Source organism: Grimontia sp. THUN1695, from assembly GCF_059704325.2.
This window is the reverse complement of the sequence record NZ_AP046577.1, coordinates 2612647-2638384: the sequence shown is the minus strand read 5'-3', so window position 1 is coordinate 2638384 and position 25738 is coordinate 2612647. Positions and strand designations below refer to the sequence as shown.

Sequence of the window (25738 nt, the reverse complement as noted above, 5' to 3'; positions counted from 1 at the left end):
TTATTATTAATGATAACAATTCTAATAGAACAGTAAAAATAAACGTTTTTATATCAAATCAATTATTAAAAATCTATACCCGTGATCATTGAAGATGCTTGGTTTTCAATGATCACGGTATAGCTTCAAATTAATGAGGTGATCCAGAATACAGAGCTATCTAATGGAGCGATATGGATTCTCCCGTTCGTCAAACATCCACCTTTAGGCTTTTTATAGGCTTTGTTAATCAAATCAGCCCCTAACGCACTGATCCAATTAAGATTACAACTGCTACTCAATTCGGTAACTCGCAGGCATACCTAGTCTTGTGACTTTGTTCATCGCTTTAACGTTCGTCAATGCTTCGCCGACTTGTGCATCGTAATCACGCAATGCCAGTTGTGGGCTGAGTAACTTTTTATATCGATACATCCCAGTTTCTGAAAGGGAGCGTTGATGATATCCTGCTTCTCGCTTCCATTCTTCTAAGTGACCTGATTTCAAAGCAATCACGGCTTCATTCCGAGGATGTCCGTCCTCCCAAAAGCCTGCATTACTGCGCGGTGGAATGGTCGGCTTTATGCCTTTTTTCCTCAGCACTTGATGACAGGCTTTTGTATCATAGGCAACGTCTGCACTGACTTGTGTGATTTTGCGGCGTAACGGATTGAGCAACGTTGGCATCGCTTCATTGTCGCCCACTGATTCTAAGCTGACGACAGCAGAAATAACTTCGTGTGTACTTGCATCAATCGCAAGGTGCACTATCCGACCGAAATTAGATAGATTTCTCAGCCTTTCCCAACAATCCCCCTTTGCCGTTGAAGCAAATTAAACTTCTCATGCACCCGATTCGGATAAAGCTCTGTATAAATTAGCCATAATGTATTGAGGTTACGATGGCCAGTAACCTGGGCGACTTCTTCAATCGAAAAGCCTTGTTCAAATAGGCGGCTGGCACCTTCACGGCGCAGGTCATGGTATTTCAGATCATGGATGCCGAGTTTACTCCGGACACGTTGGAAACCGGCAGAAACGCTTTTGCTATTGTAAGGGAATATGCATGTTGATGTTTTTGGCTGGCGTTGTAGAATGTCCCAGGCATCACCAAGCAGTGGTACCCACATATGATTGCCTTCTTTTTTACGTGGATCTTTTCTGTCCCGAACCTTCACAGCCTTGCTTTTTTCGTCGACATCTTCCCACAGAATTTTGCACACTTCACCGATACGCATACAGCTTAAAATCGAGAACTCCAGAATATCAAGATACGGAATATGGGCCGCACGGTGCTCCTGCCTGTTCAATAGTTCGGCTCTGATGCGATCCAGCTCATCACCAACTGGCCGACGGCTGCGGCGTTCTGATTTGGCAATCAGGTTCAACTGATAAAGCGTGTAGTAAGCGTCACGAATCACCGAGTCATCCACATCAATACTGAAGATAGGCCGGGCGGATTTGAAAACACTGCGGAGATAGGAAATATCACCGCCAATGGTTTGTGGCTTCACGCCGGAAGATTTGCGATCTTTACAATAGGCGACTAAATCGGAGACGGTGAGTTTATCTACCCGGATTTTGGCAAGATCAGTATCAACCAGCATATTCAGTCCGTATTGCTTTGAACGGCCAATTTTCTCTGCGGTCAGTGAGTCATTCAGATAAAGCAGTATCAATTCCCTGATGGTCGGTTTTTCAGTCCTTCCCGGTAAACCATGAGTATCCAGCTTGGAAACCAATAGCGTGCCCCATTCTTTTGCGTCGGATCGTTTTCCGAAAGTACGGGATTCACGGTATACTACGTCATTTCCTTTTTTGACCCGAACTGTGCAGCGGAAGCGAATGATGCCTTTACTGGTTTTGCGTTTTTCTATCGTAAAGCTGGCCATTACTTTAAAATCAGGAAATTTAAATTACGTGCCCCACATATTAAGGGGCATATATGGGGCACGCAATAGTAAAAAATAGTTGAGATTAGTTAAGAATGAGCCAGAAACAGAATGCAGATAAATCTTTGCAAGACAGTGGGTTATCTAGTAATATTGATGTGTCATTAAGTCATAGCTTCAGCGTGGCCCCCATGCTCGATTGGACCGATCGCCATTGCCGCTATTTCCACCGTATCCTGTCTAAGAATGCTTTGCTCTATACCGAGATGGTGACAACAGGGGCGATTATTCACGGGAAAGGGGATTTTCTGGCGTTTAACGAGGAAGAACACCCTGTCGCGTTGCAACTTGGTGGCTCAAACCCGGCAGATTTGGCAACCTGTGCCAAGCTGGCGGCCGAACGTGGTTATGATGAAATCAACCTCAATGTCGGCTGCCCGTCTGACCGTGTACAAAATGGCCGGTTTGGCGCGTGCTTGATGGGCGAGGCGGAGCTGGTGGCGCAGTGCGTTGCCGCGATGAAAGAGGTGGTCGATATTCCTGTGACGGTGAAAACTCGCATTGGTATCGACGAACAGGACAGTTACGAATTTCTGGTCGACTTTGTGCGCACTGTGAGCGAAAAGGGGGGCTGTGACAACTTCACTATCCATGCACGCAAAGCCTGGCTGTCGGGCCTGAGTCCGAAAGAAAACCGCGAAATCCCGCCACTGGATTACCCGCGGGTATACCAGCTGAAAAAAGATTTCCCGCACCTGACTATGGCTATCAATGGTGGCATCAAATCGCTGGAAGAAGCCGAAGCGCACCTAAAATTTATGGATGGCGTGATGATTGGCCGTGAGGCTTACCAAAGCCCTTATCTGTTAGCAGATGTAGATCGCCGTCTGTTTGGCTGCGATGCGCCGGTGATCAAGCGCAGCGACGCCGTCAAAGCTATGTTCCCATATATTGAGGCGGAGCTGAGCAAAGGCACGTACCTCAACCACATCAGCCGTCATATGCTGGGTTTGTTCCAAAACATGCCCGGTGCGCGCCAATGGCGTCGATACATCAGTGAAAACGCCCATAAGCCGGGGGCAGGTATAGAGGTGTTAGAAGCGGCACTGGCGAAAATCCCCACTCACTTGGATGTGTGATTCATCTGGCTAAGTTTTCCGCAATAATCGGTAAAATTTACCAAGTATTGAAAAGGCGCCGCGGCAATATTGAGGCGCTTTTTCTTTATCTTATTGTTTTAAAAGAAATGATGAAGTTGGCCTGTTTCGTGCAATGTTCATGCAATAGATCGATACATAAAACAAACGTCACTGACCGGGAGGATATGATGGTTGAGTTTCTGTTTATTGTGGGATTTACCATCGCATTGTTAGCAACGGGTATCAGCTTTCTTGGCATTCTTGCTGCGATGGCGGTGGGTTTTATCGTGATGGCGCTGGCTGGCATGATTGGGCTGGTGTTTAAAATGCTGCCATGGATCATCTTGGCTGCTGTGATTGTCTGGTTGCTCAAAGGTCGCGATAAAGTAGCAATGCAGACGCGTGATTATTGCTACGAATGTTCGCGTCGTTACCAGCGTACACGTCGCTATTAAGCGGTGCTTTGATTGAATTGGCTTCAGCTTGGGATAAGGATTTCGCATAAAAAGTCGGCGGTTTGTGCGGAATCTTTGTCTTGGTTTTGCTATAGTGCTCGCAAACCATAAACATGAAAAATGTAAGGCGGAGCCCTTCCAATGAAAAAACTAAACCTTTCTCTTGCTGCGCTGGCAGTGGCTGGTGCGATTTCAATGCCTGCGCAAGCAGCAGTACTGTTAGGGGCTAAAGTAGGTGCAGATGCATGGTATGCCGATGCGAAGATCAATAACGTACGTGCCAATGATGCCAGTGTTCAACCTTCTTACTACGCCGCTTTTGAACACTTTATCCCTTTGGTGCCTAACGCGAAAATCCGTTACACCAGCATCGATTCAATAAAATTCAACACCGATTTTACCCAGTATGATCTGATTGCATACTACGAAATTTTGGATAATGACCTGATCTCCTTCGATATCGGTTTGAACCTGCAAAAGTTTGATGGGCGTTTTAATGGACGTGTCTTCGATGAGTGGCAGCCAAACGTGTACTCAGACGTGCGTTTGGGCATTCCATCAACGCCTGTTTCCCTGTTTGGTACCTTCAGTTTTGGTAGCTACAACGACACCAGCACGGTAGATGCAGAAGCGGGTGTGCTGTTTACGCTGGGTCTGGTTGCCGCTGATCTGAACGTCAAAGCGGGTTACCGTGTTCAGGACTATGACTTTAACTACTTTGGCCTGAACCAGGGTAAGTTTTATAATGATGGTGTCTTCGGTGGTATAGAATTAAATTTCTAACCAATTTAAACAATTAAAGAAAACCGCGCGATGGCGCGGTTTTTTTGTGCCCGGTGTTTAGGGGAGGGGCGGTCTCCTTTGATCTTTGACTGGTTGGAAACCGGCAACAGCGAGAATCACAAACGCCAGCGTGCAGCCTGAAACCACCAACAGGGCCGTGACATTCAGTTGTTGATAAAGCGCGAAGCGGATCAACTCGACACCAAAAGTGAACGGGTTAAAGCGGCAGATTTCATACAGCCAGACACTGGCTTCCTGCATTTTCCACAGCGGATACAGTGCGGAAGAGAGGAAAAACATCGGGAAAATGACAAAGTTCATCACCCCAGCAAAATTCTCCAGTTGCTTAATCCGGGAGGCAATCACAATGCCAAGGGCACTTAACATTAAGGCGACCAGAAAAAGTGCGGGAATAACTAACACATAGCCCATCGGAGTCAGTGGCCTGTCATACAGCGCGGCAATCACTAAAAATGCACCGACCTGAAGCACGCTGACCAAGGCACTGGCAATTTGTTTGGACAGCAGCAAAAACGGGCGGGATAAAGGGCTGGTCAGCAGCACTTTGATGCTGCCCATTTCCCGATCATAGACAATCGACAACGAGCTTTGCATGCCGTTAAACAACAAAATCATGGCGCAAAGGCCTGGCAGGATATACTCCTCGTAATTGATGTAGGTGGCGTAAGGCGCCATGATCGCAATACCCAATGCTGCCCTGAAACCTGCGGCAAATACCACCAGCCAGAGCAATGGCCTGACCAAGCTTGCGGCAAACCGTGCCCGTTGCGAGAAAAAGCGCAGCCACTCGCGATAACAAATCCCGATAAACGCATACCAATACCCCATCAATCATCCCCCGTGTTGTCTGATGTCAGGGTGGCAAAGACCCCGGCGAGTGTCGAATGCCGGTACTCAGCCCGCAGTTCACTCGCGGTATTGTGTGCCCGTAACCTGCCGCGGTGGAGGATCAGCACGTTATCGTGATCATCCACTTCCTCGATCAGGTGAGTCGCCCAGAGCACACAAAGGGGCTGCTGGGCACAAAGGCTTCTCACCGCTTCAGACAGGGAAACCCGTGCTTTGGGGTCGAGCCCACTGGTGGGTTCATCCAGCAGTAAAATCGAGGGTGCGTGCATCAGGGCACGTACCAGTTCAGTGCGGCGACGGTGCCCACCGTTCAGGGTGCGGACGGTGTCATTCAGCCTGTCAGTCAGCGAAAAGTGGGTCAGCAGTGGGGCCGCTTTTTTAAGGCTCTGTGTTTTGCTGTAACCATGTAGGGCGCCGTAATAACTGAGGTTTTGCCCGACGGTCAGATCCATATCGAGGGTACTTTGCTGGAACACCATGCCGAGTCTGGCCATGGTTTGCCGTGAAGGTGGTTCACCGAACAACCTGATATCGCCCTGTTGAACCGGAGTGAGCCGTGCCAGCAAGGAAAACAGGGTGCTTTTGCCTGCCCCGTTCGGCCCGAGCAACATGTGGAGGCCTCGCCCCAGTGTCAGGGTGAGATCGCTCAGGGCACAGCGCGGACCATAGTGGTGAGACAGTCCATCAATATCAATCATGTCAGTAGGTTATAGCCTCGCTATTCCACTTGCTGTACTGCCACTCCCCAAGGGTAGCGACCGACTTTCACCGTTTTCACCACCTTGCGGTTCGGCACATCGATAATAGAAACATCACCACTTACGCCATTGGTCGCCAGCAACCTGTCCTGCTGGGTGTTAAATGCCATTTGCCACACGCGGCGACCGACCAGCAGGTAATCTTCCACTTCCAGGGTGTCTGTGTTGACCACGGCCACATGGTTAGCAGGCCCCAGAGCGACAAAGGCGGTTTTTCCATCGGCAGCAATTTTTACGCCCACCGGCTGTACTTTGTCTTTATGAACCCCTTTGGGCGCAAAGCCGATTTTTTTGATGATTTCTTTGCTGTCGGTATCGATTACTGCCACCGTGCCGCCAATTTCAGCACTGACCCAAAGCTGTTTACCATCAGGGGTAAACTCCGCGTAGCGTGGGCGGGCATCAACCAGGGTGTTATGCACCATCTGGTTGGACTCGGTATCAATCCAGTGCGCCATGTTGGAGGTTTCTGAGGTGATGATGGCGATTTTTCCATCCGGGCTGACCGCCACCCCTTCCGGCTCTACGCCTACTTCCACTTGGGCTACTACGCTGGCGCTCGGAATATCTACCACTGTCATCAGTGCATCGTCTTCGTTAGCGATATAAAGGCGTTTGCCGTCAGGGTGCAGCGCAAACAGCTCCGGGTCTTCGCCGGAAGGCAGGTTGCCGATAATGCTGTTGGTGGCCAAATCGAGGATCTGCACCGTGTTAGACTCACTGGCACAGATATAGAGCTTGGTACCGTCTTTGCTGAGCTCGACACCCCGGGGGCGGTCACCAACGCTAATGGTGTCAATGACAGCCATGGTGTCCATGTCAATTACACTGACGGTGTCGTCTTTTTCATTTGCCACATAGGCCAGCTCTTTTGCCGCCACACTGTATGAGACAAGCGGTGCAACCAACAGTGCCGCGAAGGTCGTGGCGAGAAGCGGTTTGGGAAAATCCATGATGATGTCCTTTTGGTTTGCTCTCTTTTGTTGAAACAGGGTTAAAACTGGTGACATTGGCTTTGCGCTTCATCAATGCCGAGCGAATCAAGCTCGTTACGGGGATGAAGAAAGCCCTCAAACGGGGCGCTGGCCACCAGTGCTTGTGAATCAAACAACGGCACGGTTTGGCGGAGTTGACCGTTCCATGGCCGATAGGTCAGTTTGCGGCCTTTGTAGGCTGCCAACTGGAATTTATCGCTCATGATGAAAGGCAAAACTGTCTCTACATCGCCTTTGTTGAGCACGGTGACTGCTTCGTTGATGGAACGTACCGCTACCCAGGCGGCGTAATCACGGGCTGTCATAGGGCGATCAAACAGCGTGGTAAAGCGGTTTTGAAGCTGAAGCGCCGCCCACTGCTCAATCACGTAATGCCAGCCGTCGGCACGCAGGCCGTGTGTGCCGATCACCGGACGGGGCAGCCAGGTGTTATAGGGAAGGTGTTGACCAAACAGGTTGCTTTCATCGACAACCAGCACCACATCGTAGTCACTGGCCTGGGTAAACAGGGGAAGTTCGGCGGATGCGGTGCGGCGAAGATCAGTGTCGAAATTCCAGACTTTCTCTTGCACTATCTTCAGGTTGTATTTCTTAAGTGTGCGCTTTATTGCGTCCAGATAGGCGTTGTCGGCCCCGGACTCCCCGTAAACCAAAAAGGCGTTATCGAGCCGGCGTACCCGCATCCACTGGGCAAGGGCGTCAGCACGCATGCTGTGACTGAGGGCGGTATGTAGGGTGTTTGGCAGGCAAAGGGTACGTCTCAGATCATCATCCTGATTGCCGACGTTAAACAGCAGCGCGTCATCCGGTAGGGCGTTTCGCAGCGCCTGAAGGGTAGGGGTATCAAGATCTACCAGGAAGTAACGTACTCCTTCGCCATACCAGTTTTTTGCGGTGGTATTGAGCACTGCACTGTCGCTGTTGGTTTCTATCCTGAGTGCGTATTTCTGGCCGAGAAACTTCCCGGTTCCGTTAGCGTCATTGACTGCCAGTTCTGCACCGGCTTCTCCGTTATTTTCGGGTTGTGCAAGGTACGCCGGTACTGCGGTGGTTGTTTCAACCGGGAAGCGCAGCAACCCCATTTCTACCTCGACGTCAGCACGCAGGGAGAAAGAGAAAACCAGTAACCCCGTACAGAGTCTGGCGATGTAATGGTTTATTTTGTGGTGGGTTGACGCTTTTTCCATAGCGAATGCCGCTCCGTATTGGCTTACATTTCACTGTATGCGGGGGCAGCCAATTTGCCAAAACCAAGGATTGGATTTCCTGAAAAATCATCCCAAAGAATGAGGAATATCCCCGCTTTTGTACCATGTCTTCAACCAGCCGACGCTCCTACACTTTTTCCAACGCTGACCAATTAAGGAGTCGAGAGACATGGAAAAGGTTGAACGTAATATCTGTATTCTGGCTGCTGCATGGGTGGCGGTACTTGGCTCCCAACTGGCATTTGCACACGGTGATGTGACGCCGCAATCCATCGATACCTCTTCCATTCCCACTCTCGGTGAGGAGTGGGCTGAAACCAATCCTTACCGAGAACTGGACGGTGAAGTAAAAACGGAAATCGTGCGCCTCGGTGCGTCTGCCTACAACCAGAACTGTGCCCGCTGCCATGGTCTCGAAGGCATTTCAGGCGGCATTGCCCCGGATTTGCGCATGCTGGAAGCGGATTACGACGGTGATGAATGGTACGTCTACCGTGTCCAGAATGGTGCCGTACGCAATGGGGCGGTTTATATGCCCAAAATGACCGAGCACCTCAATCAGGAAGCGCTTTGGGCGATAAGAACCTGGCTTGAATCTGTGGCACCGGAAAATGGTTAATAGGGGGCGCAAGGATGAGGTTTGCTATTGTGGTTCGGACGCTTTCCTTGCTGCTGTGTGTGGTGCTGTCGGCACCGTCCCAGGCGCTTTCCTATGACGATATTCAGGTGCGCGGCGTCATTGCCATCGCGGTCTACAAGGATTTCCCGCCGTACTCGTACACAGATGGTGAGGGAAACCCGGCAGGCATTGATGTAGAGCTTGCCAGCGCACTTGCCAAAGGGCTGGGTGTGAAACTCGATCTTCGCTGGATGACCCCGGATGAAACGGTCGAGGATGACATGCGTAATTACCTGTGGAAGGGGATAAACCTGACCAGTGAAGATGGCCAGCGCGTGAAAGCAGATGTGATGCTGCGTGTGCCGTATGACCGCGAATTTGCGATGAAACGTGACGATGTCGGCCATCCTGCCCACGAACTGGTACACATGTTTGCGCCGTATCAACAGGAGCGTTGGCTGATGGCTTATGACACCGCCAAGCTCGACAGACCGCAAACCGCCGCCCGGTTTATGTATCACCCGGTGGGGGTAGAAGTGGACACCGTCCCCCAGTTTTATGTTACCACCGCCTTTGGTGGCCGTTTCCGAGATAAAAGCCGCACCTATTCTTCGACACCGGATGCCTTTCAGGCGCTCAATGACGGTGAGGTTGCTATCGTAATGGGCACCGCGTCGCAGCTGGAATGGCTGCACTACAACAAAAAGCCGCAAGCGAATGAGCAACTGGCAGAACTTGCGTTTCCGCTTCTCGGACGCAGTGAATGGGAGCTCGGTATGGCTGTGCATTCAAACTACCGCCAATTGGCTTACGCACTGGAAGACATCGTGATGACCCATATCAATAACGGCGACTTCATTCGCTGGGGTGAAAAATACGGGGTCGACTACCAACTCCCTGAACGTTTCCGGCCTGCGCCGGACGCTGCCGAAGAGAAGACTGTCGTACAGACACAATCATTCAGCCAACAATGAGGTACCCTATGACAATGACGTCATTTAAATGTTGCGGCTTCTACACCGCACTCTCGCTCGCTGTGACGGTATCGCCCGTCTACGCGGGTGTCACGGACAAAGACATCCTCGCTGATCAGGAGACCATAGAGGACGTGGTGACTTATGGTCTTGGGTTGCGAGGCCAGCGTTACAGCCCGATGGATACCATCAACCGCGAGACAGTGAAAGACATCCGTCCTGTGTGGGCCTTCTCATTGGGGGGGGAAAAACAACGTGGCCAGGAAAGCCAGCCGATGGTGAAAGACGGGGTCATGTATGTCACCGGCTCTTATTCCCGCGTATTCGCGATTGACGCCAAAACCGGTGAAGAGCTATGGCAATACGACGCCCGCTTGCCTGATGGCATTATGCCCTGTTGTGATGTGATAAACCGTGGCGTGGCGCTGTATGATGACCTGGTGATCTTTGGCACCCTGGACGCGAAACTGGTCGCGTTGGATGCAAAAACCGGGAAAACTCGCTGGAAGAAAACTGTCGATAACTATCAAGATGGTTACTCCATCACGGCGGCACCGATTGTGGTGAATGGCAAGGTGATCACCGGCGTCTCCGGGGGGGAGTTTGGTATCGTCGGTAAAGTGCGTGCCTATGATGCGAAAACCGGCAAGCTGGTGTGGGAGCGCCCGACAGTCGAAGGTCACATGGGATATGTATGGAAAGACGGCAAAAAAATAGAGAATGGCATTTCCGGTGGTGCACCGGGCAAAACCTGGCCGGCTGACCTATGGAAAAGCGGGGGGGCTGCGCCCTGGTTGGGGGGGACTTATGATGCCGACACCGATCTGCTGTTTTTTGGCACCGGTAACCCGGCGCCCTGGAATTCACACATGCGGCCCGGCGATAACCTCTTCTCCTCTTCCCGTCTTGCGATTGATCCGGATGACGGCAAAATTGTCTGGCATTTCCAGACCACCCCACATGATGGCTGGGACTTTGATGGTGTGAACGAACTGATTTCGTTTGATTACACCGAAAACGGCAAGACAGTAAAAGCGGCGGCGACGGCTGACCGTAACGGCTTCTTTTACGTGCTTAACCGCACCAATGGTAAGTTCATTCGTGGCTTCCCGTTTGTGAATGAAATCAGCTGGGCGACCGGGCTTGATGACAATGGCCGTCCGCTTTATGTCAATGACAATCGCCCGGGCGACCCTTCCGGTGACAAACAAGGTAAAACCGTGGTTTCTGCGCCTTCATTCCTGGGCGGTAAAAACTGGATGCCAATGGCATACAGCCCGGATACCGGCCTGTTCTATGTGCCGGCGAATGAATGGAAAATGGATATCTGGAATGAACCTGTGGCCTACAAAAAAGGCGCGGCCTATCTCGGTGCCGGTTTTACCATCCGAACCATCAATGACGATTACATCGGTACCCTGCGTGCTTACGATCCGAAAACCGGTAAACGTGTCTGGGAATACAAAAATTATGCGCCATTGTGGGGCGGTGTCATGACCACGGCAGGTGGGCTGGTTTTCACTGGTAATCCGGAAGGTTACCTGATGGCCTTTGATGACAAAACCGGCGAGCTGCTTTACAGGTTCAATACCGGTTCTGGCATCGTGGGTAGCCCGGTAACCTGGGAAATGGATGGCGAACAGTATGTTTCCGTGCTTTCCGGCTGGGGGGGCGCAGTGCCGCTTTGGGGTGGCGATGTAGCAAAACGGGTGAAAGACTTCAATCAGGGGGGAACGGTCTGGACCTTCAAGCTACCGAAAGGTTGAGACGACAGTTTTTTCCGGTAAATGTAGCAAGGCTGGGTTATCCCCGGCCTTGTTTTCGTTTGGGTGTTTTGCAACAGAGCTTTCCTCCCCATTGTCTCCCTCCAAAGTATGAGATATTGCCAACCAAGGGGCGATGGAGAGATTTACTGGTCATCCCATACTGGTATTACAACAACGCCTGACGCCGTTTCGCCGGCCTGTCAGGGATGACACAGGGAATCTCACCAACATACAGGGGTGGACAATGATTTACGCAAAACCAAATACCGATGGCGCCGTTGTTAATTTTAAATCGCGTTATGCAAACTACATCGGCGGTGATTGGGTCCCGCCAATCAAGGGACAGTACTTCACGGACACCTCGCCTTGCACCGGTGATCCAATCGCGGAAATCCCACGTTCAACCGCAGAAGATATCGAGCTTGCGCTGGACGCTGCCCACGCAGCCAAAGCCAGCTGGGGGGCAACCTCTGCAACTGAACGTGCCAACATCCTGCTCAAAATCGCCGATCGTATTGAAGCCAATCTCGAATATCTGGCGGTTGCAGAAACCTGGGAAAACGGTAAGGCAGTGCGCGAAACGCTTGCGGCTGACATCCCGCTCAGTGTCGATCATTTCCGCTATTTTGCTGGCGCGATCCGTGCGCAAGAGGGCTCTGCGGCAGAAATTGATGCCAAAACCGTGGCCTATCACATCCATGAACCTCTGGGTGTTGTCGGTCAAATTATTCCGTGGAACTTCCCTCTGTTGATGGCAGCATGGAAACTGGCACCGGCACTGGCGGCAGGCAACTGTGTTGTCCTGAAGCCGGCGGAGCAGACGCCAACCACCATCCTGTTGCTGATGGAAATCATCGGTGATCTGCTGCCACCGGGTGTGCTGAATGTCGTCAACGGCATGGGGCCGGAAGCAGGACAGGCGCTGGCAACCTCAGAACGCATTGCAAAAATAGCGTTCACCGGCTCTACCGCGATTGGTAACCATGTCCTTCGCTGTGCGGCTGACAACCTGATCCCATCGACCGTTGAGCTGGGCGGTAAATCGCCAAACATCTATTTCGAAGACGTGATGCAGCAGGAAGACGAGTTTATCAGCAAAGCCGTTGAAGGCTGCGTGCTGGCATTTTTCAACCAGGGGGAGGTGTGTACCTGTCCGTCACGCCTGCTGGTTCAGGAAAGCATCTATGATGACTTCATCGCCAGGGTGATTGAGCGTGCGAAATCCATCAAGCACGGCAACCCGCTGGATACTGAAACCCAGGTCGGTGCGCAGGCCTCCAACGAGCAGTTTGACAAGATCAAAGGCTACTTCGATATCGGCCGAGCGGAAGGTGCGGAAGTGCTGCTGGGCGGTGAAGCCGCAGACTTTGGTGGCGGTTACTACATCCAGCCAACCATCCTGAAAGGTGACAACCACATGCGGGTGTTCCAGGAGGAGATCTTTGGGCCGGTAGTGAGCGTGGTGACCTTTAAAGATGAAGCGGAAGCGCTGGCGATTGCCAACGATACCGAATACGGTCTGGGGGCGGGCCTTTGGACCCGTGATATCAACCGTGCGTACCGTGTTGGCCGTGCGATTGAAGCGGGCCGTGTCTGGACCAACTGTTACCACCTCTACCCGGCACATGCCGCATTCGGGGGGTACAAGAAATCCGGTATCGGCCGTGAAAACCATAAGATGATGCTCAACCACTACCAGCAGACCAAAAACCTGTTGGTGAGCTACGACATCAATCCGTTAGGTTTCTTCTAACCAGACGCGACGTCCGCTTGTCCGATGGCAGCTGCCCTCCGGTGCTGCCAGAGGCAGGAACATTGCGGGGCAGCAGCCCCGCTTTTTTCACCTGCATAACATAAAAAAATGAAGGTGTATCATGCGTTGGCGTAGTGCCCTGACACTGTGGTTGCTTCTCATGTTATTGCCCTTTCTTGTTGCCGCATCTCACTGGCTGGAAGTGAATGAAGAAGCTGCTGCACTCTTTCCCAGTGCGACCCGGATGAAAGCGTCGCAAGACGCCTTGCCTGTCACTGACATCTACCAACTCGACCAGCCGATCGGTTATCTGTTTGAAACTGACAACCTCACTAATTTCCCCGGTTTTTCCGGTGACACCATTAACCTGCGGGTTGGTCTCGACACCGAAGGACGGATTGTGGGACTGATGCTGCTGGGACACCATGAACCGATTTTCCTGCATGGCCTTGGCGAGAAGCCACTGGTTGATTTTATCCGTCAGTATCAGGGGTTGTCGCTCAAACAGCAGGTACTGGTGGGAAGCAATCAACAGCGGATCGCGAGCGATGACATCGTCTATTTTGATGGTGTCACCAAGGCCACGGTGTCGGTGATGGTGGTGCATGACACCATTATTGCGGCTGCGCGTAAGGTGGCGCAGTCACGGCTTTCCGGGTTTGGCTCAGCCACGCAAGCCATCCTGAATACCGAAGATTCCAGTCCGAGAACGCTCGATGCACTTCGCAGCGAAGGGTTGCTGTTTCACTGGCAACTCAGCGATGAAGAAGCAGAAAGCGCGCTGGACACCACGCCTGAGCGGATTGCCCAAGCCCGTGAAGCGTCAGCCAGCGATGAGGTGCCATTTCTGGATTTAACCCTCGCGGTACTGAACCCGCCAATGGTGGGAAAAAACCTGCTCGGTGAAAGGGAATACACCCGCATCATGGATACACTGGAGCCGGGCGAAATTGCGGTGCTGGTGGGTTCACGGGGTGGCTATCACCATGTAGCGGAAGATTTTGTCGCCGGCACGATTCCCCAGCGGCTGACACTCAAACAGGAAGCCAGCCCGCTGGCACTCCGTGACGCTGATCTTTACCATGCCCAGCCGCCGGTGCTTGCTGTTGATCTGGCCCCCTTTGAACGTACCCATATTTTCACTTTTTCTGATCAGAGCGGCTTTGACCCGTCACTGCCAATCACGGTCGGGATGAATGTTCAGGTGAAAAAGAATTTTCTGGAATCAGAAACCATCGCTGTTTCTACCCGTTACACACTGCCCGAAGCCGTGTTAACCCCGGTTGAGCCGTTATCGAAGCCTCTGCCTCTCTGGCAGCGGATTTGGCTGGACAGAAGCTTGGAAATCAGCGTATTAGCCCTTTATCTCGTTCTGCTGACCGGCGTGTTTGTATTTCAGCACCGGCTGGCGGTGTTTGGCCAGTTCCTTACACCGGTAAGGTTGTTGTCCCTTTGTTTTATCATTCTTTTTATCGGCTTTTACGCTCAGGGGCAACTCTCCGTTGTCAATATCTACACCTTGTTGCTGTCGCTGTGGCAAGGATTTGATATTCAGGTTTTTTTGCTCGATCCCGTCCTATTCATCCTCTGGAGCTACGTGTTTATCAGCCTTTTTTTGTGGGGAAGGGGACTTTTCTGCGGCTGGCTGTGCCCATTTGGTGCGATGCAGGAGTTGGTAGCTGTTGCCGCCGAGAAGCTTCGTATCCGGCAATGGAAGGTCAGTGACCTGCTGCACAGCCGCCTGATTTATATGAAATATGCCGTGCTTTTTGTGTTGGTGATAACGGCGTTTTACAGCCTGTCCCTTGCCGAGACCCTGGCGGAAATCGAGCCGTTCAAAACTGCGGTGACCCTGGTATTTGTGCGAAGTGCACCGTTCGTCATTTACGCCGTTTTACTGCTCTTTATCAGTGCCAAAATCCACAAAGCCTATTGCCGGTATTTGTGCCCGTTGGGCGCCGGATTGGCGGTGCTTGGCAGGTTTCGGCTTTTTAGTTGGCTGACGCGTAGGAAGGAGTGTGGCAGCCCCTGCCAACTTTGTGAAAAGCACTGTGGGATCAATGCCATCCACAAAGATGGCACCATTGATTACAACGAGTGCGTGCAGTGTTTTGCCTGCCTGACCATCATCCATGACAACACCCGCTGTGTGGCGGAAAAATACGGGAAACGGCGGCGTAAAAACGGTGCTGTTGGTAAGGCGATTCCGGTAACCATCGCTGAGTCGGCTGTGGAGACAACGCCGCGCCGCTCAGGGAGATAAAATCCGTGTCTTAGATGAGAGAAATCATCACAAAGTAGGATTGGTCATTTTTGTTCATGTGCATAGGCTAAATCAGGAGGCAAGTTGTGTCTCGATATATTGGTACAAGGAGCGACAATATGTGGAAGAAGCCTAGCTACACAGAACTCAGACTCGGTTTTGAAGTCACGCTTTACATCAGTAACCGCTAAGTAGCTGATAAACGGGATGCACCTTTCTATAGGGTCAACAGACCCCGGGGGCATCCCGTTTCTATTTTCCCTTTCCACACGGTGACAGGCAGCGAGGTGAATGGATGCAGATCTTGGTGTTAGGCTCAGCCGCGGGTGGCGGGTTCCCACAGTGGAATTGTCACTGCCGAATGTGCCGTTCGGTGCGGCACGGCACCAGCCGTGCCATGCCACGTACGCAATCTTCCATCGCGGTAAGCGATGACGGTGACAACTGGGTAGTGATTAACGCCTCCCCGGATATTCGCCAGCAAATCAACGCGTCACCCCAGCTTACCAACGCGGAGGGAGCACGCGGTTCGGCTATCGGCGCGGTGGTGGTGACTGATGCGCAAATTGACCACACGACCGGGCTTTTGGTCTTGCGTGAAGGGCTGCCGCTTGCGCTTTACTGCACACCGGAAGTAGCAGAAGAGCTGAGTACCAGCTATCCCATCCTGTCGATGATGAAGCACTGGGAAGGCGGCTATGAGACCCACACAGTCGATATCCATTCCCCCGAAGGCTGGCGCATTCCGGCCGTGCCACACCTTGCTTTTCATCCTGTCTCCCTTTCTTCCAACGCGCCGCCGTTTTCGCCTTACCGCAACCGTCCGCGTCCGGGTGATAACATCGGGCTCAAGATTATTGATACCCGCAGCGGGGCGACCCTGTTTTATGCGCCTGGACTCGGCGCACCGGAAGCGTCTGTGCTTGCGGCGATGGAGGAGGCGGATTGCGTGATGATGGATGGCACACTCTGGACCGATGATGAAATGATCCGTGAAGGCGTCGGCACCTCGCTGGGCTCAGAAATGGGCCACCTGTCGGTGTCGGGGGATGACGGTATGCTGGCGCTGATGGAAGGTTTCACCAAGCCGCGTAAGGTGCTCATTCATATCAATAACACCAACCCCATTCTGGATCCAGACTCGCCACAGCATCAGGCGGTACTTGATGCCGGGGTAGAGATTGCCTTCGACGGCATGACGATTGAAATTTGACGCAGGGAGGCGCCATGGCAACGGCAATGACGCGAGAGGAATTCCAGCAGGCGCTGCTGGCAAAAGGACAGTACTACCACATTCACCATCCCTTTCATCAAGCCATGTATGCTGGGAAATGCAGTAAAGCGCAAATCCGTGCCTGGGTGGCAAACCGTTTCTATTACCAGACATCAATTCCGGTCAAGGATGCCGCTATCATGGCGAATTGCCGGGACCCGGAAATCCGCCGTGAATGGGTACAGCGCATTCTTGACCATGACGGCCACAAGAGCCTTGATTGCAAATGGGGAGGCATCGAGGCCTGGCTACGTCTGGCGGAAGCTGTAGGCCTCAACCGCCAGGATGTGATTGATGAAAAATGGGTGTTGCCCGGTGTGCGTTTTGCGGTGGATGCCTATGTGAATTTTGCCCGCCGCGCCACCTGGCAGGAAGCAGCGTGCTCGTCGCTGACGGAGCTGTTCGCACCGGAAATCCACCAGTCACGCCTCGATTCCTGGCCCTGTCATTACACCTGGATTGACCCGGAAGGGCTGACCTATTTCCGCCAGCGTCTCAGTCAGGCGCGTCGTGATGTTGAGCATGGCCTGTCAATCACGCTTGACCATTTCCGGACGGCGGAACAGCAGGCGCAAGCGCTCAACATCCTGCAATTTAAGCTCGATATCCTTTGGTCACTGCTCGATGCCATCAGCATGGCATACGAATTTGACCGACCGCCTTATGTCGGCATCACTGACAAACCGGTCTGGCACCACGCACTTGACCGGTAACCAGAAACGTACAGGGAGGCGACATGAACAGTGACACGGTTTATCAGCGTAACAGCATGTTCCGTATGCAGTTTGAAAAAGCGCAGGACTGCCATGTCCTGCTTTACCCGGAAGGGATGGTCAAACTGAGCGAAAGCGCCGCTGAAATCTTGATACAGTTTGATACGCCAAGCTCAGTCACTGCGGCGATCGCACGTCTGGAAGAAAAATTTCCCGGTGTGGATTTGGCCGGGGATGTGCACGAGTTCGTGGAGGTCGCCTGTGACAAAAAATGGCTCGAAACCTGTTAACCCGCCGCTTTGGCTGCTGGCAGAGCTCACTTACCGCTGTCCGCTGCATTGTGCCTATTGCGCCAACCCATTAAACCTTGGCGACCCGGACGACGAGCTTTCCACCGAAGAGTGGTGCCGGGTGCTGGAAGAGGGGCGGGAGCTCGGTGCCGTGCAACTTGGCTTTTCCGGTGGCGAACCCTTGATGCGCCGCGATCTGGAGCAACTGGTTGCCCACGCCAACGCACTTGGCTATTACACCAACCTCATCACGTCTGCCGTAGGGCTGAATGAAAAACGCATTCTGGCGCTGAAGGAGGCCGGGCTTGACCATATTCAAATCAGTTTCCAGTCGGCTGAGCCGGATTTAAGCGATGCCATCGCCGGAAAGCGCCATGCCTTTGAGCATAAAAAAGCCATGTTCAAGGCGGTGAAAGATGCAGGGTTTCCTATGGTGATGAATGTCGTGATCACCCGCCAGAACATTGAATCCATCGAGGCAATCATGGCGCTTGCGATTGAACTTGACGCAGATTTCGTGGAGCTTGCCACCTCACAATATTACGGCTGGGCGCTGCACAACCGTGACGCGCTCTTGCCGTCGCAACGCCAGATTGAAAACGCTGAAGCCAAGGTAAACGCACTTCGTGACAGCCAGAACGGTGCCGGGCCCAAATTTATCTTCGTTACCCCTGATTATCATGAAACCCGCCCCAAGCCTTGTATGAGCGGCTGGGGGAACCTTTTCATCAATATCGCCCCGGATGGCAAAGCCCTGCCTTGTCACAGCGCCGCCATGTTGGATTTGCCCCATCCCAACGTGAAAAACCATTCTCTCAGCCATATCTGGCATGACTCTGAAAGCTTTAATCGTTTCCGCGGATTTGACTGGATGCGGGAACCTTGCCGAAGCTGTAATGAGAAGGCGAACGACTTCGGTGGTTGTCGCTGTCAGGCGATGCTGCTGACCGGCGATCCGGCGAATGCCGATCCGGTGTGCAGCAAATCCCCGCATCATCATGTGATTGAAGAGGCGGTGACAAAAGCCAATCAGGGTTGCCACAGTGCGGCACTGGCAAGAACGGTAAAAAACAGCCAAATGATCCTCAGTGTGAAGCCTTAAGGCCAACAGACCCAGGGCGTCGTCAAGTGTAAGGAGCCGCAATGGCGAAACTGCATCCTGCTGCACCGGACTGGTTGCTGTTGCCACCGGACGAACAGCAAATGGACACCGGCTGGGTGGGGTATCGCCATGTCAGTGGTGCCATGCACTGGCACTACGCGGCGTCTGAAGAAGAGAGGCTTAGTGCCGCTATTGTGATCCCCACCCCGGTGGAGGACGACAGCGGCATTACCCACGCCCTCGAACATATGGTGCTGCGCGGCTCCACCCGTTATCCAGAGCCGGACACCTTTCTTTCCCTGCGCGCAGAACTGGCATTGCTGGAATTTAATGCCACCACCCAAAAAGAAAGTACCCGTTTTCATCTGACCGGGTATGACCCGGCTTCTGCACTGCGTGGTATCGGGTTTATGGCCGATTGTGTGTTTGCTCCTCAACTGACCGGGGAAGACTTTGATCAGGAAATTGTGCGGAAAAACGGGGCCGGTTATGACGGCGCACTTTACCGGGAACTGGACGAGTACATGCGTCATACCGGTTTCCGGGAAGCCACTGAACAGGCATTGTTAAGCCTGCCCCGTGCGCCGCTTTATGGTGGAATGCCGCAAACCTTGCCCTTGCTGAATATCACCGCACTTCGCCGTTATCACAGCCACTACTACCGGCCTGAGTCCATGATACTGCTGACATCCGGCAGCTGGCCGATGGTGGCGTTGTGGCGTCAGTTGTCCAAATCGCTCAATAACGTGGGAAGCGCCTTACCTGTCGAGGTGCCGGAGCTAGGTAAACACACAGATAAACCTGAGCCAGCAGGACGGATTGAAACCCTGACATTGTCGCCACACTGGGCGGCAGCGCTTCATCCCACATTGTGCTCTCCGGAAGGCCAGCAAGCACTTAAGGTATTGGACGTACACCTTCTGCCGCTGACAACTGACTTTCAACCTGTCCCGGCGCTCCGGTTTCGGTTGGGCAATAACACGGATGCTGAAGCGTTGCAGCGTCATGTTGATGATGTCGCCAGATGCATGCCATCACGCCGTGTCAGTTGGCAATCGGGCTATTTTTCTTTGCAGCAGGGACGGGACATGGCCCGGCGCTGGGGGGACGGTTTGCAACGGCTCTACCATGATTTTTCCATCACGCCGTTTGCGCCGTCTTTCCTGAAAGGGCATACCCACGATCCGCTACTGGATGTACCTTATCGGGCGGCTGGAACCGAATGGATTTCTCCTTGTCAGCCGTTAACCCGTCTGGCGATCCTCTGTCGTTGTAATGCACGAGATGACAGCACTAAAGCCACATTGGAGCGCTGGCTGACCCTTTGCCAGCAACGTACCCTGCGCTGGGCGTGGATGCGGGGAAAGCCCGTGCTCGGCAGTATGGGAGAGTGGCGCTGTGCCAACACCCTGATACTGGGCTTCACCGCCGATTTGCCCCTTGATGAGGCCAGGGCGTTGCGCTATTTCTGGCACAATCACTTAAGTGCTGATGAAATCAGTGCGCTGGCCGGCGAGTGGCACCATACATCCAATGGTATTGAGTTTTATGTTGCCGCCAGCGCCCCGGTATTCCGGGCTGGAAGTGTCATGGCAAGCTACCGGGATGACGATGGTGCGATGCATGTGATGCTGTCGTTTCCTCATACCGTCGATGCCGGGGATATTGCCACACTGGGACAAGCGGTGATGGCCAATGACAGGGTGAAAAAACGCCGTCTTGCTGGACGCTGTTACAGCGTTGCGGTGTCGATAGATTTGATAACCTATGAACTGGCGTTTGATTCGGTGGCAGACAGTGATCCGAGTGTCAGCTTTGTGGCCTTGCTCAATGCGATTGAAACGCTGACGAGGCCGATGGAGCATGCAGTATTGGAGAAATGCTGTCTGGGGGGACTGGGGCTGGTTTCTGCCCGTTACCGAAAATCCCATGCCTGTTTTAACCGCGCATTGCTTGGCACCGTAGGCCAATCTGCCGCTGTGGACTTTTCGTCAGTCACGCCGTCAAGCCTGGCGACACTGGCCGCTAAAGTGCTCGTTGCACTTAAACACCCCACCGTCCATTAATGGCTGCAAGCCTAACGCTTCAGGTAGCGGTCAAAGTCAATATTGGTCACCCCTACAACTGCTTGAATGCGGTTATGTACCCCCAGTTTTTTTAAAATGGCGGAAACGTGAGATTTCACGGTGGTTTCTGAGATGTTGAGATCATAAGCAATTTGCTTGTTGGCGGCGCCTTGTGCCATAGATTTCAGCACCAGTAACTGACGGCGGGTCAGGGTGTGCAGCATTTCTGGGGAAAACTTAGGATCTTCTTTACGGCGCTGTGATGTCTCACCCTCTCCCTCAGCACGGATAATATCTGCGGGCAGGTAAACGTGCCCATCAAGGATTTGTTCAAACGCATCGCGCATCCTTTCCTTCGGGGCACTTTTGGCGATAAAGCCGACCGCACCGTAAGCAATGGTTTGGAGGATGATCTGTTTGTTGGTTTCGGCGGAAATGATAGCGACGGGAATGGTTGGGTATTGGTTGCGCAGTTCGAGAAGTCCTTTCAGGCCTGCCATGCCGGGCATATTCAGGTCGAGGAGGATAAGATCAAGATCCGGATTTTCCCCGGCAACGTCCAGCGTGCGCTCAATATTTTCGGATTGCAGAATATCGCATTCCTCGAAGCGTCCATGGATGACTGCTATCAGGGCATCGCGAAACAGAGGATGATCATCTGCAACGAGAAATTTGTACATAATTCAATCCTTTTTGATACTGCAAACACCGTTTTTCCAACGGAGATTGACATAAAAATCCCCCAATAAAAGGCTTAAAAACGCATACTCACCGGATGTTTGAATGTGTTATTCAGTGTAGTGACCCTTATTCCATTTGTAGTGGATGTTGCGTCACAATATTGACATTTTTGATCTGTAAATTTTGCATTTTTGTAAAATTCATTCCTAAGTATGACGTTGTTGTCCCCTGCTAGCGATTAAACTTAAGTCATATGCCCATTGATTCGGTGGCATGCTACGTTGTCTAAAAGTGAGCAGGAGAGCCCATGGCAACACGTCAACCTTTTACGCAGCCACGTGCGGTATTCAGCGCCGTGACCTACCAGTTGGATGCCGCGAAAGCCGCACGGGAACTGGCAATGCAGCTCGATGACGAAGATGTCGGCTTTGTGCTTTTTTTCTGTTCGGCGGCGTATGATCTGGATGCGCTGGGGCGCGAGATGGGACAGGCGTTTTCCCGTTGTGAAGTGATGGGATGTACCACGGCGGGGGAGCTGACGCCGTCTGGCTACGCCAAAAGCAGTATCAGTGCGCTGGGCTTTTCTCGTCGGGATTTCAAGATCAGCGGGCAACGGGTCTCGCTCGATGACTTTGATCTCCAATCTGCCCAGCTGTGCGTCAGCCATTTGATGGATGCCTGCCGACAGGATCTTAAGGCACCAATCAACAGCAATACGTTTGTCCTAACTCTGATTGACGGGCTGTCACCCAACGAAGAACGTTTTCTGGTGACGCTGGATACGGCCCTTGGTCGCTTGCCTCATTTTGGTGGCTCCGCCGGGGATGATGTGAACCTTGCCAACACTCACGTTTACAGTGAAGGCGCGTTTCACAGCGAGTCGGCGATTGTGGTGATGTTCAATACCCGCTGCCCGTTTGAGGTGTTCACGACCCACCATATTGAAAGCCTTGATAGCAAGCTGGTGGTTACCGATGCAGACTGTACTCTCAGACGGGTGTACGAGTTCAATGCTGAGCCGGCGGCAGAGGTCTATGCGCGTGAAGCTGGCATTGCATTGGAAGACCTGCGCCCGGAGATTTATGCCCTGCATCCGCTTGCGGTGCTGATTGGTGATCAGTATTTCATCCGCTCTATCCAGAAAGTGAATGACGATTTGAGTCTCGATTTTTATTGTGCGGTGGATGACGGCATTGTGGTGACCGCCATGCGCCCCGGCAATTTGTTTGCCGATATGGAGGCCAAGCTCAGTGCTATCCAGTCGCGCATTGGTGAACCTGAATTGACCCTGTCCTGTGACTGTTTTCTCCGTCGGCTTGAAATTGAGCAAACCATGACGCGTGACAAAGCTAAACAGATGTTCAGTCGGTTCAACATGGTCGGTTTCAATACCTATGGTGAACAGCTTAACGGCATTCATATGAACCAGACCCTCACCGGGGTGATGATCGGTAAACCTTCTCAATCGCCTCCTGGCTACCTTATTGACTTGGCACGCAAGGCGGGCTAACCGTTGAGTAACAGGGAAGCCGAACTGGCTCAACACATTGAAGCACTAAAGGAAGAAAACGCACGCCAGAAGAAGATGATTGACGCTTTGGTAAAACGCGTGGAGCAGGGCGGCAGTGGGCAGGTTGATGCCTGGGGAGCGTTTCAGCATTCCGTGGTGCTGGCCGATCAGGTGCGTGAGAAAACCGAAGAGCTTAACCATGCACTGCACTCTATTGAATCGGCTAACCGCCAGTTAACCCAGGCCAAATTGCAGGCGGAAAAAGCCCACCAGCACTTTATTGATGCCATTGAATCGATTTCTGATGGCTTTGCCCTTTACGATCCCAACCGTGAGTTAGTGTATTCCAACAGCCGCTTCCAGCGTTACTGGCAGGACAATGCCATTTCCCTCAATACCCCGTCACTGACGCCGGAGAAAATCCGCCAACTCGCCAAAGAGCGTGGCCTTATCGTGCAGGAGATTCCGGGCAACCGCAACGGTCAGACCCTGAAACTGCAAAACGGACGCTGGCTGCAAATCAAGGAGCGGGAAACCAGTGATGGAGGGGTGGTGATGCTCTACTCTGATATCACCCAGCTTAAACAGGCTGAAACCGCCCGCTTTGAGGCGGCAATGGCAGAAAAAAGCCGCATTTTGCAGAACATGGTCGATAACCTGTCCCAGGGCGTGCTGATGGTCAGTAAAATCGGCGATGTGCTGGTATTTAACCAACGCTTCCTTGATATGAGTGGTTTTGACCAATCCCACCTGATGGGGGCTCAGATAGCGCTTCTGGCGGAAGTTTCTCCGCTTACCCTCTGGCGAGTTGGGGGATGTGGAAGCCGTCCGCCGGAAGGAGTACGGGTGCAGCCCCTGAATGATGGCCGGGTTATCGAGGTGCGAAGCCATGCCATGGACGATCAGGGTTACGTGAATACCTACACCGACATTACCCAGCGGTATCTGGATGCCAAGGAACTTCGCGAAACGGAGCAGTGGCTGCGTTTGATCACCGATAATGTGCCTGCCCTTATCGCGTATGTCGGTGATGATCTCCGTTACCAGTTTACCAACCGTGTTTATGATGAATGGTATGGTTTCCCGCATGGCGAGCTGATTGGCAAACACATTTCGGTCTCCCGCCGCTCGTCGACATTTGAAGCAATGAGGCCTTATGTAGAGCGGGCGCTGGATGGGGAGTCTGTGGTGTTTGAAATTGAAGAGTTCAACGCGCAGGGGGAGGCGCGCTACGTAGTGAAAAGCTATGTACCCAACCAGGCCGTTAACGGCAAAATCACAGGTTTTTTTGTGCTCAACTGGGACATCACTGAACGCAGGCAGAATGCCGAGGAGCTTGAGCAGGCCTACCAGACCATGGAGCTTCGGGTTCAGGAACGGACGGCGCAGCTGCAGACACTCAATAACCAGCTTCAGGATGAAGTGGAAGAGCGCCGGATGATCCAGGAGCGTTTGCTGGAAACTAAAAAGGACGCCGAACGGGCCAATCTTTCCAAAACCAAATTCCTCGCCGCTATCAGCCACGATCTGTTGCAGCCTCTCAATGCCGCCCAACTCTATCTGGGGTCCCTGCTGAGCCACCGTATGTCGCCAGCAGCGAGAAAGCTGGTCAGCTCACTGGCGCATTCGCTTGAAGATGTGGAATCTTTGATCACGACACTGGTGGATATCTCCAAACTGGATGCCGGGGTGGTGCGGGCCGATAAACAATCTTTTCCGATCAGTGACCTGCTCGATAACATCGCCGATGATTTTAGCCATGCCGCCGAAGGGACCCGTGTGGAAGTGCGCTATGTGCACAGTTCCTCTTATGTGTATACCGACTCCCAACTGCTGGCACGTATTGTCCGTAACCTGATGACCAACGCCCTCCGCTACACCCCGGGTGGAAAAATCCTGCTCGGCAGTCGCCGGTGCCGTGAAGGGCTGCGTATCGAAGTATTGGACACTGGGGTAGGGATCCCGGAAGACAAGAAAAACGAAATCTTCCAGGAATTTAAACGCCTGACCGCCGAGCAGGATAAAAGCCACACCCAGCTTGGGTTGGGATTGGCGATTGTCGATAAGATTGCCAGCGTGTTAGGGCATGCTATTACCGTCGACTCTGTGCCCGGTGTGGGCTCACGCTTTTCAGTGCTGGTGCCCTACGGCACACCGGAAAGGCAAACGCTTCGCAACGTGGAATCACTGGTCACTGACAACAGTGTGGTGCTTCAGGGCGCGCGGGTGTGGGTGATAGACAATGATCCGAACATCTGCCGTGCTATGGAAGAGCTGTTGGTGCGCTGGGGGTGTGAAGTGACATGTGCCGGATCTCTGGACGCGTTGCAAATCAGTTGTGATACCGTGCAGGCACCGGTTGAGCTGTTGATTGCAGACTACCATCTCGACAATGACATCAATGGCCTGACACTGGCCAAAAGTATCAACCAGCAGCGGTTACAGCCTGTCCCGACGGTGATCGTGACGGCCAACCGCAGTGAAGCATTGCAGCATAAGGCCCGGGACTGTGGATTTCTGGTGATGCATAAACCGGTTTCCCCTATGCGGCTGAAAATGACCATGGTGCACTTGCTCCGTGGGGATAAAGAGCCGGTCGCGGCCCGTGTTGTATCGTCTCACAATTGATAAGACATGCTGTGGCACATA

At 52.7% G+C, this 25738-nt stretch carries 22 protein-coding genes and 1 pseudogene; 16 read left to right on the top strand and 7 right to left on the bottom strand.

Annotation, left to right across the window (positions count from 1 at the left end):
• Nucleotides 1-273 precede the first annotated feature (273 nt).
• Together AC6IB1_RS15395 and AC6IB1_RS15390 are read right to left on the bottom strand one after the other, a co-directional pair.
• Nucleotides 274-753, bottom strand: a pseudogene (locus tag AC6IB1_RS15395) (IS5 family transposase); the annotation flags it as partial.
• A gap of 20 nt (nt 754-773) precedes the next feature.
• The gene (locus AC6IB1_RS15390) at nt 774-1871 is read right to left on the bottom strand and encodes a tyrosine-type recombinase/integrase (protein WP_497567377.1); all 1098 of its coding nucleotides are present in this window, start codon (nt 1869-1871) and stop codon (nt 774-776) included.
• A gap of 95 nt (nt 1872-1966) precedes the next feature.
• On the opposite strand from AC6IB1_RS15390, the gene dusA reads away from it, so the two are divergent.
• From dusA to AC6IB1_RS15375, 3 genes are all read left to right on the top strand, one after another.
• On the top strand, nt 1967-3010 hold the full coding sequence (dusA, locus tag AC6IB1_RS15385) for a tRNA dihydrouridine(20/20a) synthase DusA (RefSeq protein WP_497567376.1): 1044 nt from the start codon (nt 1967-1969) through the stop codon (nt 3008-3010).
• Between the two features lie 188 nt (nt 3011-3198).
• A complete protein-coding gene (pspG, locus tag AC6IB1_RS15380; protein WP_497569156.1) occupies nt 3199-3465 on the top strand; it encodes an envelope stress response protein PspG in 267 nt (88 codons plus the stop codon).
• A 141-nt stretch (nt 3466-3606) separates the two neighbouring features.
• Nucleotides 3607-4248 (top strand): TIGR04219 family outer membrane beta-barrel protein, encoded by a 642-nt coding sequence (locus AC6IB1_RS15375; RefSeq protein WP_497567375.1) that lies wholly within the window; start codon nt 3607-3609, stop codon nt 4246-4248.
• Nucleotides 4249-4305: 57 nt separating this feature from the next.
• On the opposite strand, the gene AC6IB1_RS15370 is transcribed toward AC6IB1_RS15375, so the two are convergent.
• The 4 genes from AC6IB1_RS15370 to AC6IB1_RS15355 are packed head-to-tail and all read right to left on the bottom strand — an operon-like array spanning nt 4306 to nt 8058.
• Nucleotides 4306-5097, bottom strand: coding sequence for a lanthanide ABC transporter permease protein PedC (locus tag AC6IB1_RS15370; protein WP_497567374.1), 792 nt, complete (start codon nt 5095-5097; stop codon nt 4306-4308).
• Nucleotides 5097-5816, bottom strand: coding sequence for an ATP-binding cassette domain-containing protein (locus AC6IB1_RS15365; RefSeq protein WP_497567373.1), 720 nt, complete (start codon nt 5814-5816; stop codon nt 5097-5099). The genes AC6IB1_RS15370 and AC6IB1_RS15365 overlap by 1 nt, the downstream gene beginning before the upstream one ends.
• Nucleotides 5817-5836: 20 nt before the next feature.
• Nucleotides 5837-6829 carry a PQQ-dependent catabolism-associated beta-propeller protein gene (locus AC6IB1_RS15360; RefSeq protein ID WP_497567372.1) on the bottom strand — a complete coding sequence of 331 codons (993 nt, stop codon included), beginning with the start codon at nt 6827-6829 and terminating at the stop codon, nt 5837-5839.
• A gap of 41 nt (nt 6830-6870) precedes the next feature.
• Complete coding sequence (locus tag AC6IB1_RS15355) at nt 6871-8058, bottom strand: lanthanide ABC transporter ABC transporter substrate-binding protein PedA1 (RefSeq protein WP_497567371.1); 1188 nt, start codon at nt 8056-8058, stop codon at nt 6871-6873.
• 190 nt (nt 8059-8248) lie between these two features.
• Here AC6IB1_RS15355 and pedF point away from each other — a divergent pair, with 190 nt between their 5' ends.
• From pedF to AC6IB1_RS15300, 11 genes are all read left to right on the top strand, one after another.
• Entirely contained in the window at nt 8249-8698 is a 450-nt protein-coding gene (gene pedF, locus AC6IB1_RS15350) for a cytochrome c-550 PedF (protein WP_005504186.1), read from the top strand.
• A gap of 14 nt (nt 8699-8712) precedes the next feature.
• A complete protein-coding gene (locus AC6IB1_RS15345) occupies nt 8713-9672 on the top strand; it encodes a substrate-binding periplasmic protein (protein WP_497567370.1) in 960 nt (319 codons plus the stop codon).
• A gap of 8 nt (nt 9673-9680) precedes the next feature.
• The gene (locus AC6IB1_RS15340; protein ID WP_497567369.1) at nt 9681-11438 is read left to right on the top strand and encodes a PQQ-dependent methanol/ethanol family dehydrogenase; all 1758 of its coding nucleotides are present in this window, start codon (nt 9681-9683) and stop codon (nt 11436-11438) included.
• Between the two features lie 244 nt (nt 11439-11682).
• Nucleotides 11683-13191: an acetaldehyde dehydrogenase ExaC gene (exaC, locus tag AC6IB1_RS15335; RefSeq protein ID WP_497567368.1), complete on the top strand. Its 1509-nt coding sequence runs from the start codon at nt 11683-11685 to the stop codon at nt 13189-13191.
• A 121-nt stretch (nt 13192-13312) separates the two neighbouring features.
• Nucleotides 13313-15454, top strand: coding sequence for a 4Fe-4S binding protein (locus tag AC6IB1_RS15330; RefSeq protein WP_497567367.1), 2142 nt, complete (start codon nt 13313-13315; stop codon nt 15452-15454).
• A gap of 119 nt (nt 15455-15573) precedes the next feature.
• Nucleotides 15574-15645 carry a pyrroloquinoline quinone precursor peptide PqqA gene (pqqA, locus tag AC6IB1_RS15325; RefSeq protein WP_081796241.1) on the top strand — a complete coding sequence of 24 codons (72 nt, stop codon included), beginning with the start codon at nt 15574-15576 and terminating at the stop codon, nt 15643-15645.
• Nucleotides 15646-15749: 104 nt separating this feature from the next.
• Nucleotides 15750-16667 carry a pyrroloquinoline quinone biosynthesis protein PqqB gene (gene pqqB / locus AC6IB1_RS15320; RefSeq protein WP_497567366.1) on the top strand — a complete coding sequence of 306 codons (918 nt, stop codon included), beginning with the start codon at nt 15750-15752 and terminating at the stop codon, nt 16665-16667.
• 14 nt (nt 16668-16681) lie between these two features.
• Entirely contained in the window at nt 16682-17440 is a 759-nt protein-coding gene (pqqC, locus tag AC6IB1_RS15315) for a pyrroloquinoline-quinone synthase PqqC (RefSeq protein WP_497567365.1), read from the top strand.
• A 23-nt stretch (nt 17441-17463) separates the two neighbouring features.
• On the top strand, nt 17464-17730 hold the full coding sequence (gene pqqD, locus AC6IB1_RS15310; RefSeq protein WP_497567364.1) for a pyrroloquinoline quinone biosynthesis peptide chaperone PqqD: 267 nt from the start codon (nt 17464-17466) through the stop codon (nt 17728-17730).
• Nucleotides 17702-18832, top strand: coding sequence for a pyrroloquinoline quinone biosynthesis protein PqqE (gene pqqE / locus AC6IB1_RS15305; RefSeq protein WP_497567363.1), 1131 nt, complete (start codon nt 17702-17704; stop codon nt 18830-18832). The genes pqqD and pqqE overlap by 29 nt, the downstream gene beginning before the upstream one ends.
• A gap of 41 nt (nt 18833-18873) precedes the next feature.
• Nucleotides 18874-20898, top strand: a complete 2025-nt coding sequence (locus tag AC6IB1_RS15300; RefSeq protein ID WP_497567362.1) for an insulinase family protein — start codon at nt 18874-18876, stop codon at nt 20896-20898.
• An 11-nt stretch (nt 20899-20909) separates the two neighbouring features.
• Here the strand turns inward: AC6IB1_RS15300 and AC6IB1_RS15295 are convergent, their stop codons facing one another.
• Nucleotides 20910-21578: a LuxR C-terminal-related transcriptional regulator gene (locus tag AC6IB1_RS15295; protein WP_497567361.1), complete on the bottom strand. Its 669-nt coding sequence runs from the start codon at nt 21576-21578 to the stop codon at nt 20910-20912.
• Nucleotides 21579-21886: 308 nt separating this feature from the next.
• On the opposite strand from AC6IB1_RS15295, the gene nosP reads away from it, so the two are divergent.
• Both nosP and AC6IB1_RS15285 read left to right on the top strand, forming a co-directional pair.
• Nucleotides 21887-23089 carry a nitric oxide-sensing protein NosP gene (gene nosP / locus AC6IB1_RS15290; protein ID WP_497567360.1) on the top strand — a complete coding sequence of 401 codons (1203 nt, stop codon included), beginning with the start codon at nt 21887-21889 and terminating at the stop codon, nt 23087-23089.
• Nucleotides 23090-23092: 3 nt separating this feature from the next.
• On the top strand, nt 23093-25717 hold the full coding sequence (locus AC6IB1_RS15285) for a NahK/ErcS family hybrid sensor histidine kinase/response regulator (RefSeq protein WP_497567359.1): 2625 nt from the start codon (nt 23093-23095) through the stop codon (nt 25715-25717).
• Nucleotides 25718-25738: the final 21 nt, after the last annotated feature.

Excerpts from the sequence above, each read along its gene's own strand:
- AC6IB1_RS15390 (WP_497567377.1), bottom strand. The coding sequence starts at position 1,871 with ATGGCCAGCTTTACGATAGAAAAACGCAAAACCAGTAAAGGCATCATT.
- dusA (WP_497567376.1), top strand. The coding sequence starts at position 1,967 with ATGAGCCAGAAACAGAATGCAGATAAATCTTTGCAAGACAGTGGGTTA.
- pspG (WP_497569156.1), top strand. The coding sequence starts at position 3,199 with ATGGTTGAGTTTCTGTTTATTGTGGGATTTACCATCGCATTGTTAGCA.
- AC6IB1_RS15375 (WP_497567375.1), top strand. The coding sequence starts at position 3,607 with ATGAAAAAACTAAACCTTTCTCTTGCTGCGCTGGCAGTGGCTGGTGCG.
- AC6IB1_RS15370 (WP_497567374.1), bottom strand. The coding sequence starts at position 5,097 with ATGGGGTATTGGTATGCGTTTATCGGGATTTGTTATCGCGAGTGGCTG.
- AC6IB1_RS15365 (WP_497567373.1), bottom strand. The coding sequence starts at position 5,816 with ATGATTGATATTGATGGACTGTCTCACCACTATGGTCCGCGCTGTGCC.
- AC6IB1_RS15360 (WP_497567372.1), bottom strand. The coding sequence starts at position 6,829 with ATGGATTTTCCCAAACCGCTTCTCGCCACGACCTTCGCGGCACTGTTG.
- AC6IB1_RS15355 (WP_497567371.1), bottom strand. The coding sequence starts at position 8,058 with ATGGAAAAAGCGTCAACCCACCACAAAATAAACCATTACATCGCCAGA.
- pedF (WP_005504186.1), top strand. The coding sequence starts at position 8,249 with ATGGAAAAGGTTGAACGTAATATCTGTATTCTGGCTGCTGCATGGGTG.
- AC6IB1_RS15345 (WP_497567370.1), top strand. The coding sequence starts at position 8,713 with ATGAGGTTTGCTATTGTGGTTCGGACGCTTTCCTTGCTGCTGTGTGTG.
- AC6IB1_RS15340 (WP_497567369.1), top strand. The coding sequence starts at position 9,681 with ATGACAATGACGTCATTTAAATGTTGCGGCTTCTACACCGCACTCTCG.
- exaC (WP_497567368.1), top strand. The coding sequence starts at position 11,683 with ATGATTTACGCAAAACCAAATACCGATGGCGCCGTTGTTAATTTTAAA.
- AC6IB1_RS15330 (WP_497567367.1), top strand. The coding sequence starts at position 13,313 with ATGCGTTGGCGTAGTGCCCTGACACTGTGGTTGCTTCTCATGTTATTG.
- pqqB (WP_497567366.1), top strand. The coding sequence starts at position 15,750 with ATGCAGATCTTGGTGTTAGGCTCAGCCGCGGGTGGCGGGTTCCCACAG.
- pqqC (WP_497567365.1), top strand. The coding sequence starts at position 16,682 with ATGGCAACGGCAATGACGCGAGAGGAATTCCAGCAGGCGCTGCTGGCA.
- pqqD (WP_497567364.1), top strand. The coding sequence starts at position 17,464 with ATGAACAGTGACACGGTTTATCAGCGTAACAGCATGTTCCGTATGCAG.
- AC6IB1_RS15300 (WP_497567362.1), top strand. The coding sequence starts at position 18,874 with ATGGCGAAACTGCATCCTGCTGCACCGGACTGGTTGCTGTTGCCACCG.
- AC6IB1_RS15295 (WP_497567361.1), bottom strand. The coding sequence starts at position 21,578 with ATGTACAAATTTCTCGTTGCAGATGATCATCCTCTGTTTCGCGATGCC.
- nosP (WP_497567360.1), top strand. The coding sequence starts at position 21,887 with ATGGCAACACGTCAACCTTTTACGCAGCCACGTGCGGTATTCAGCGCC.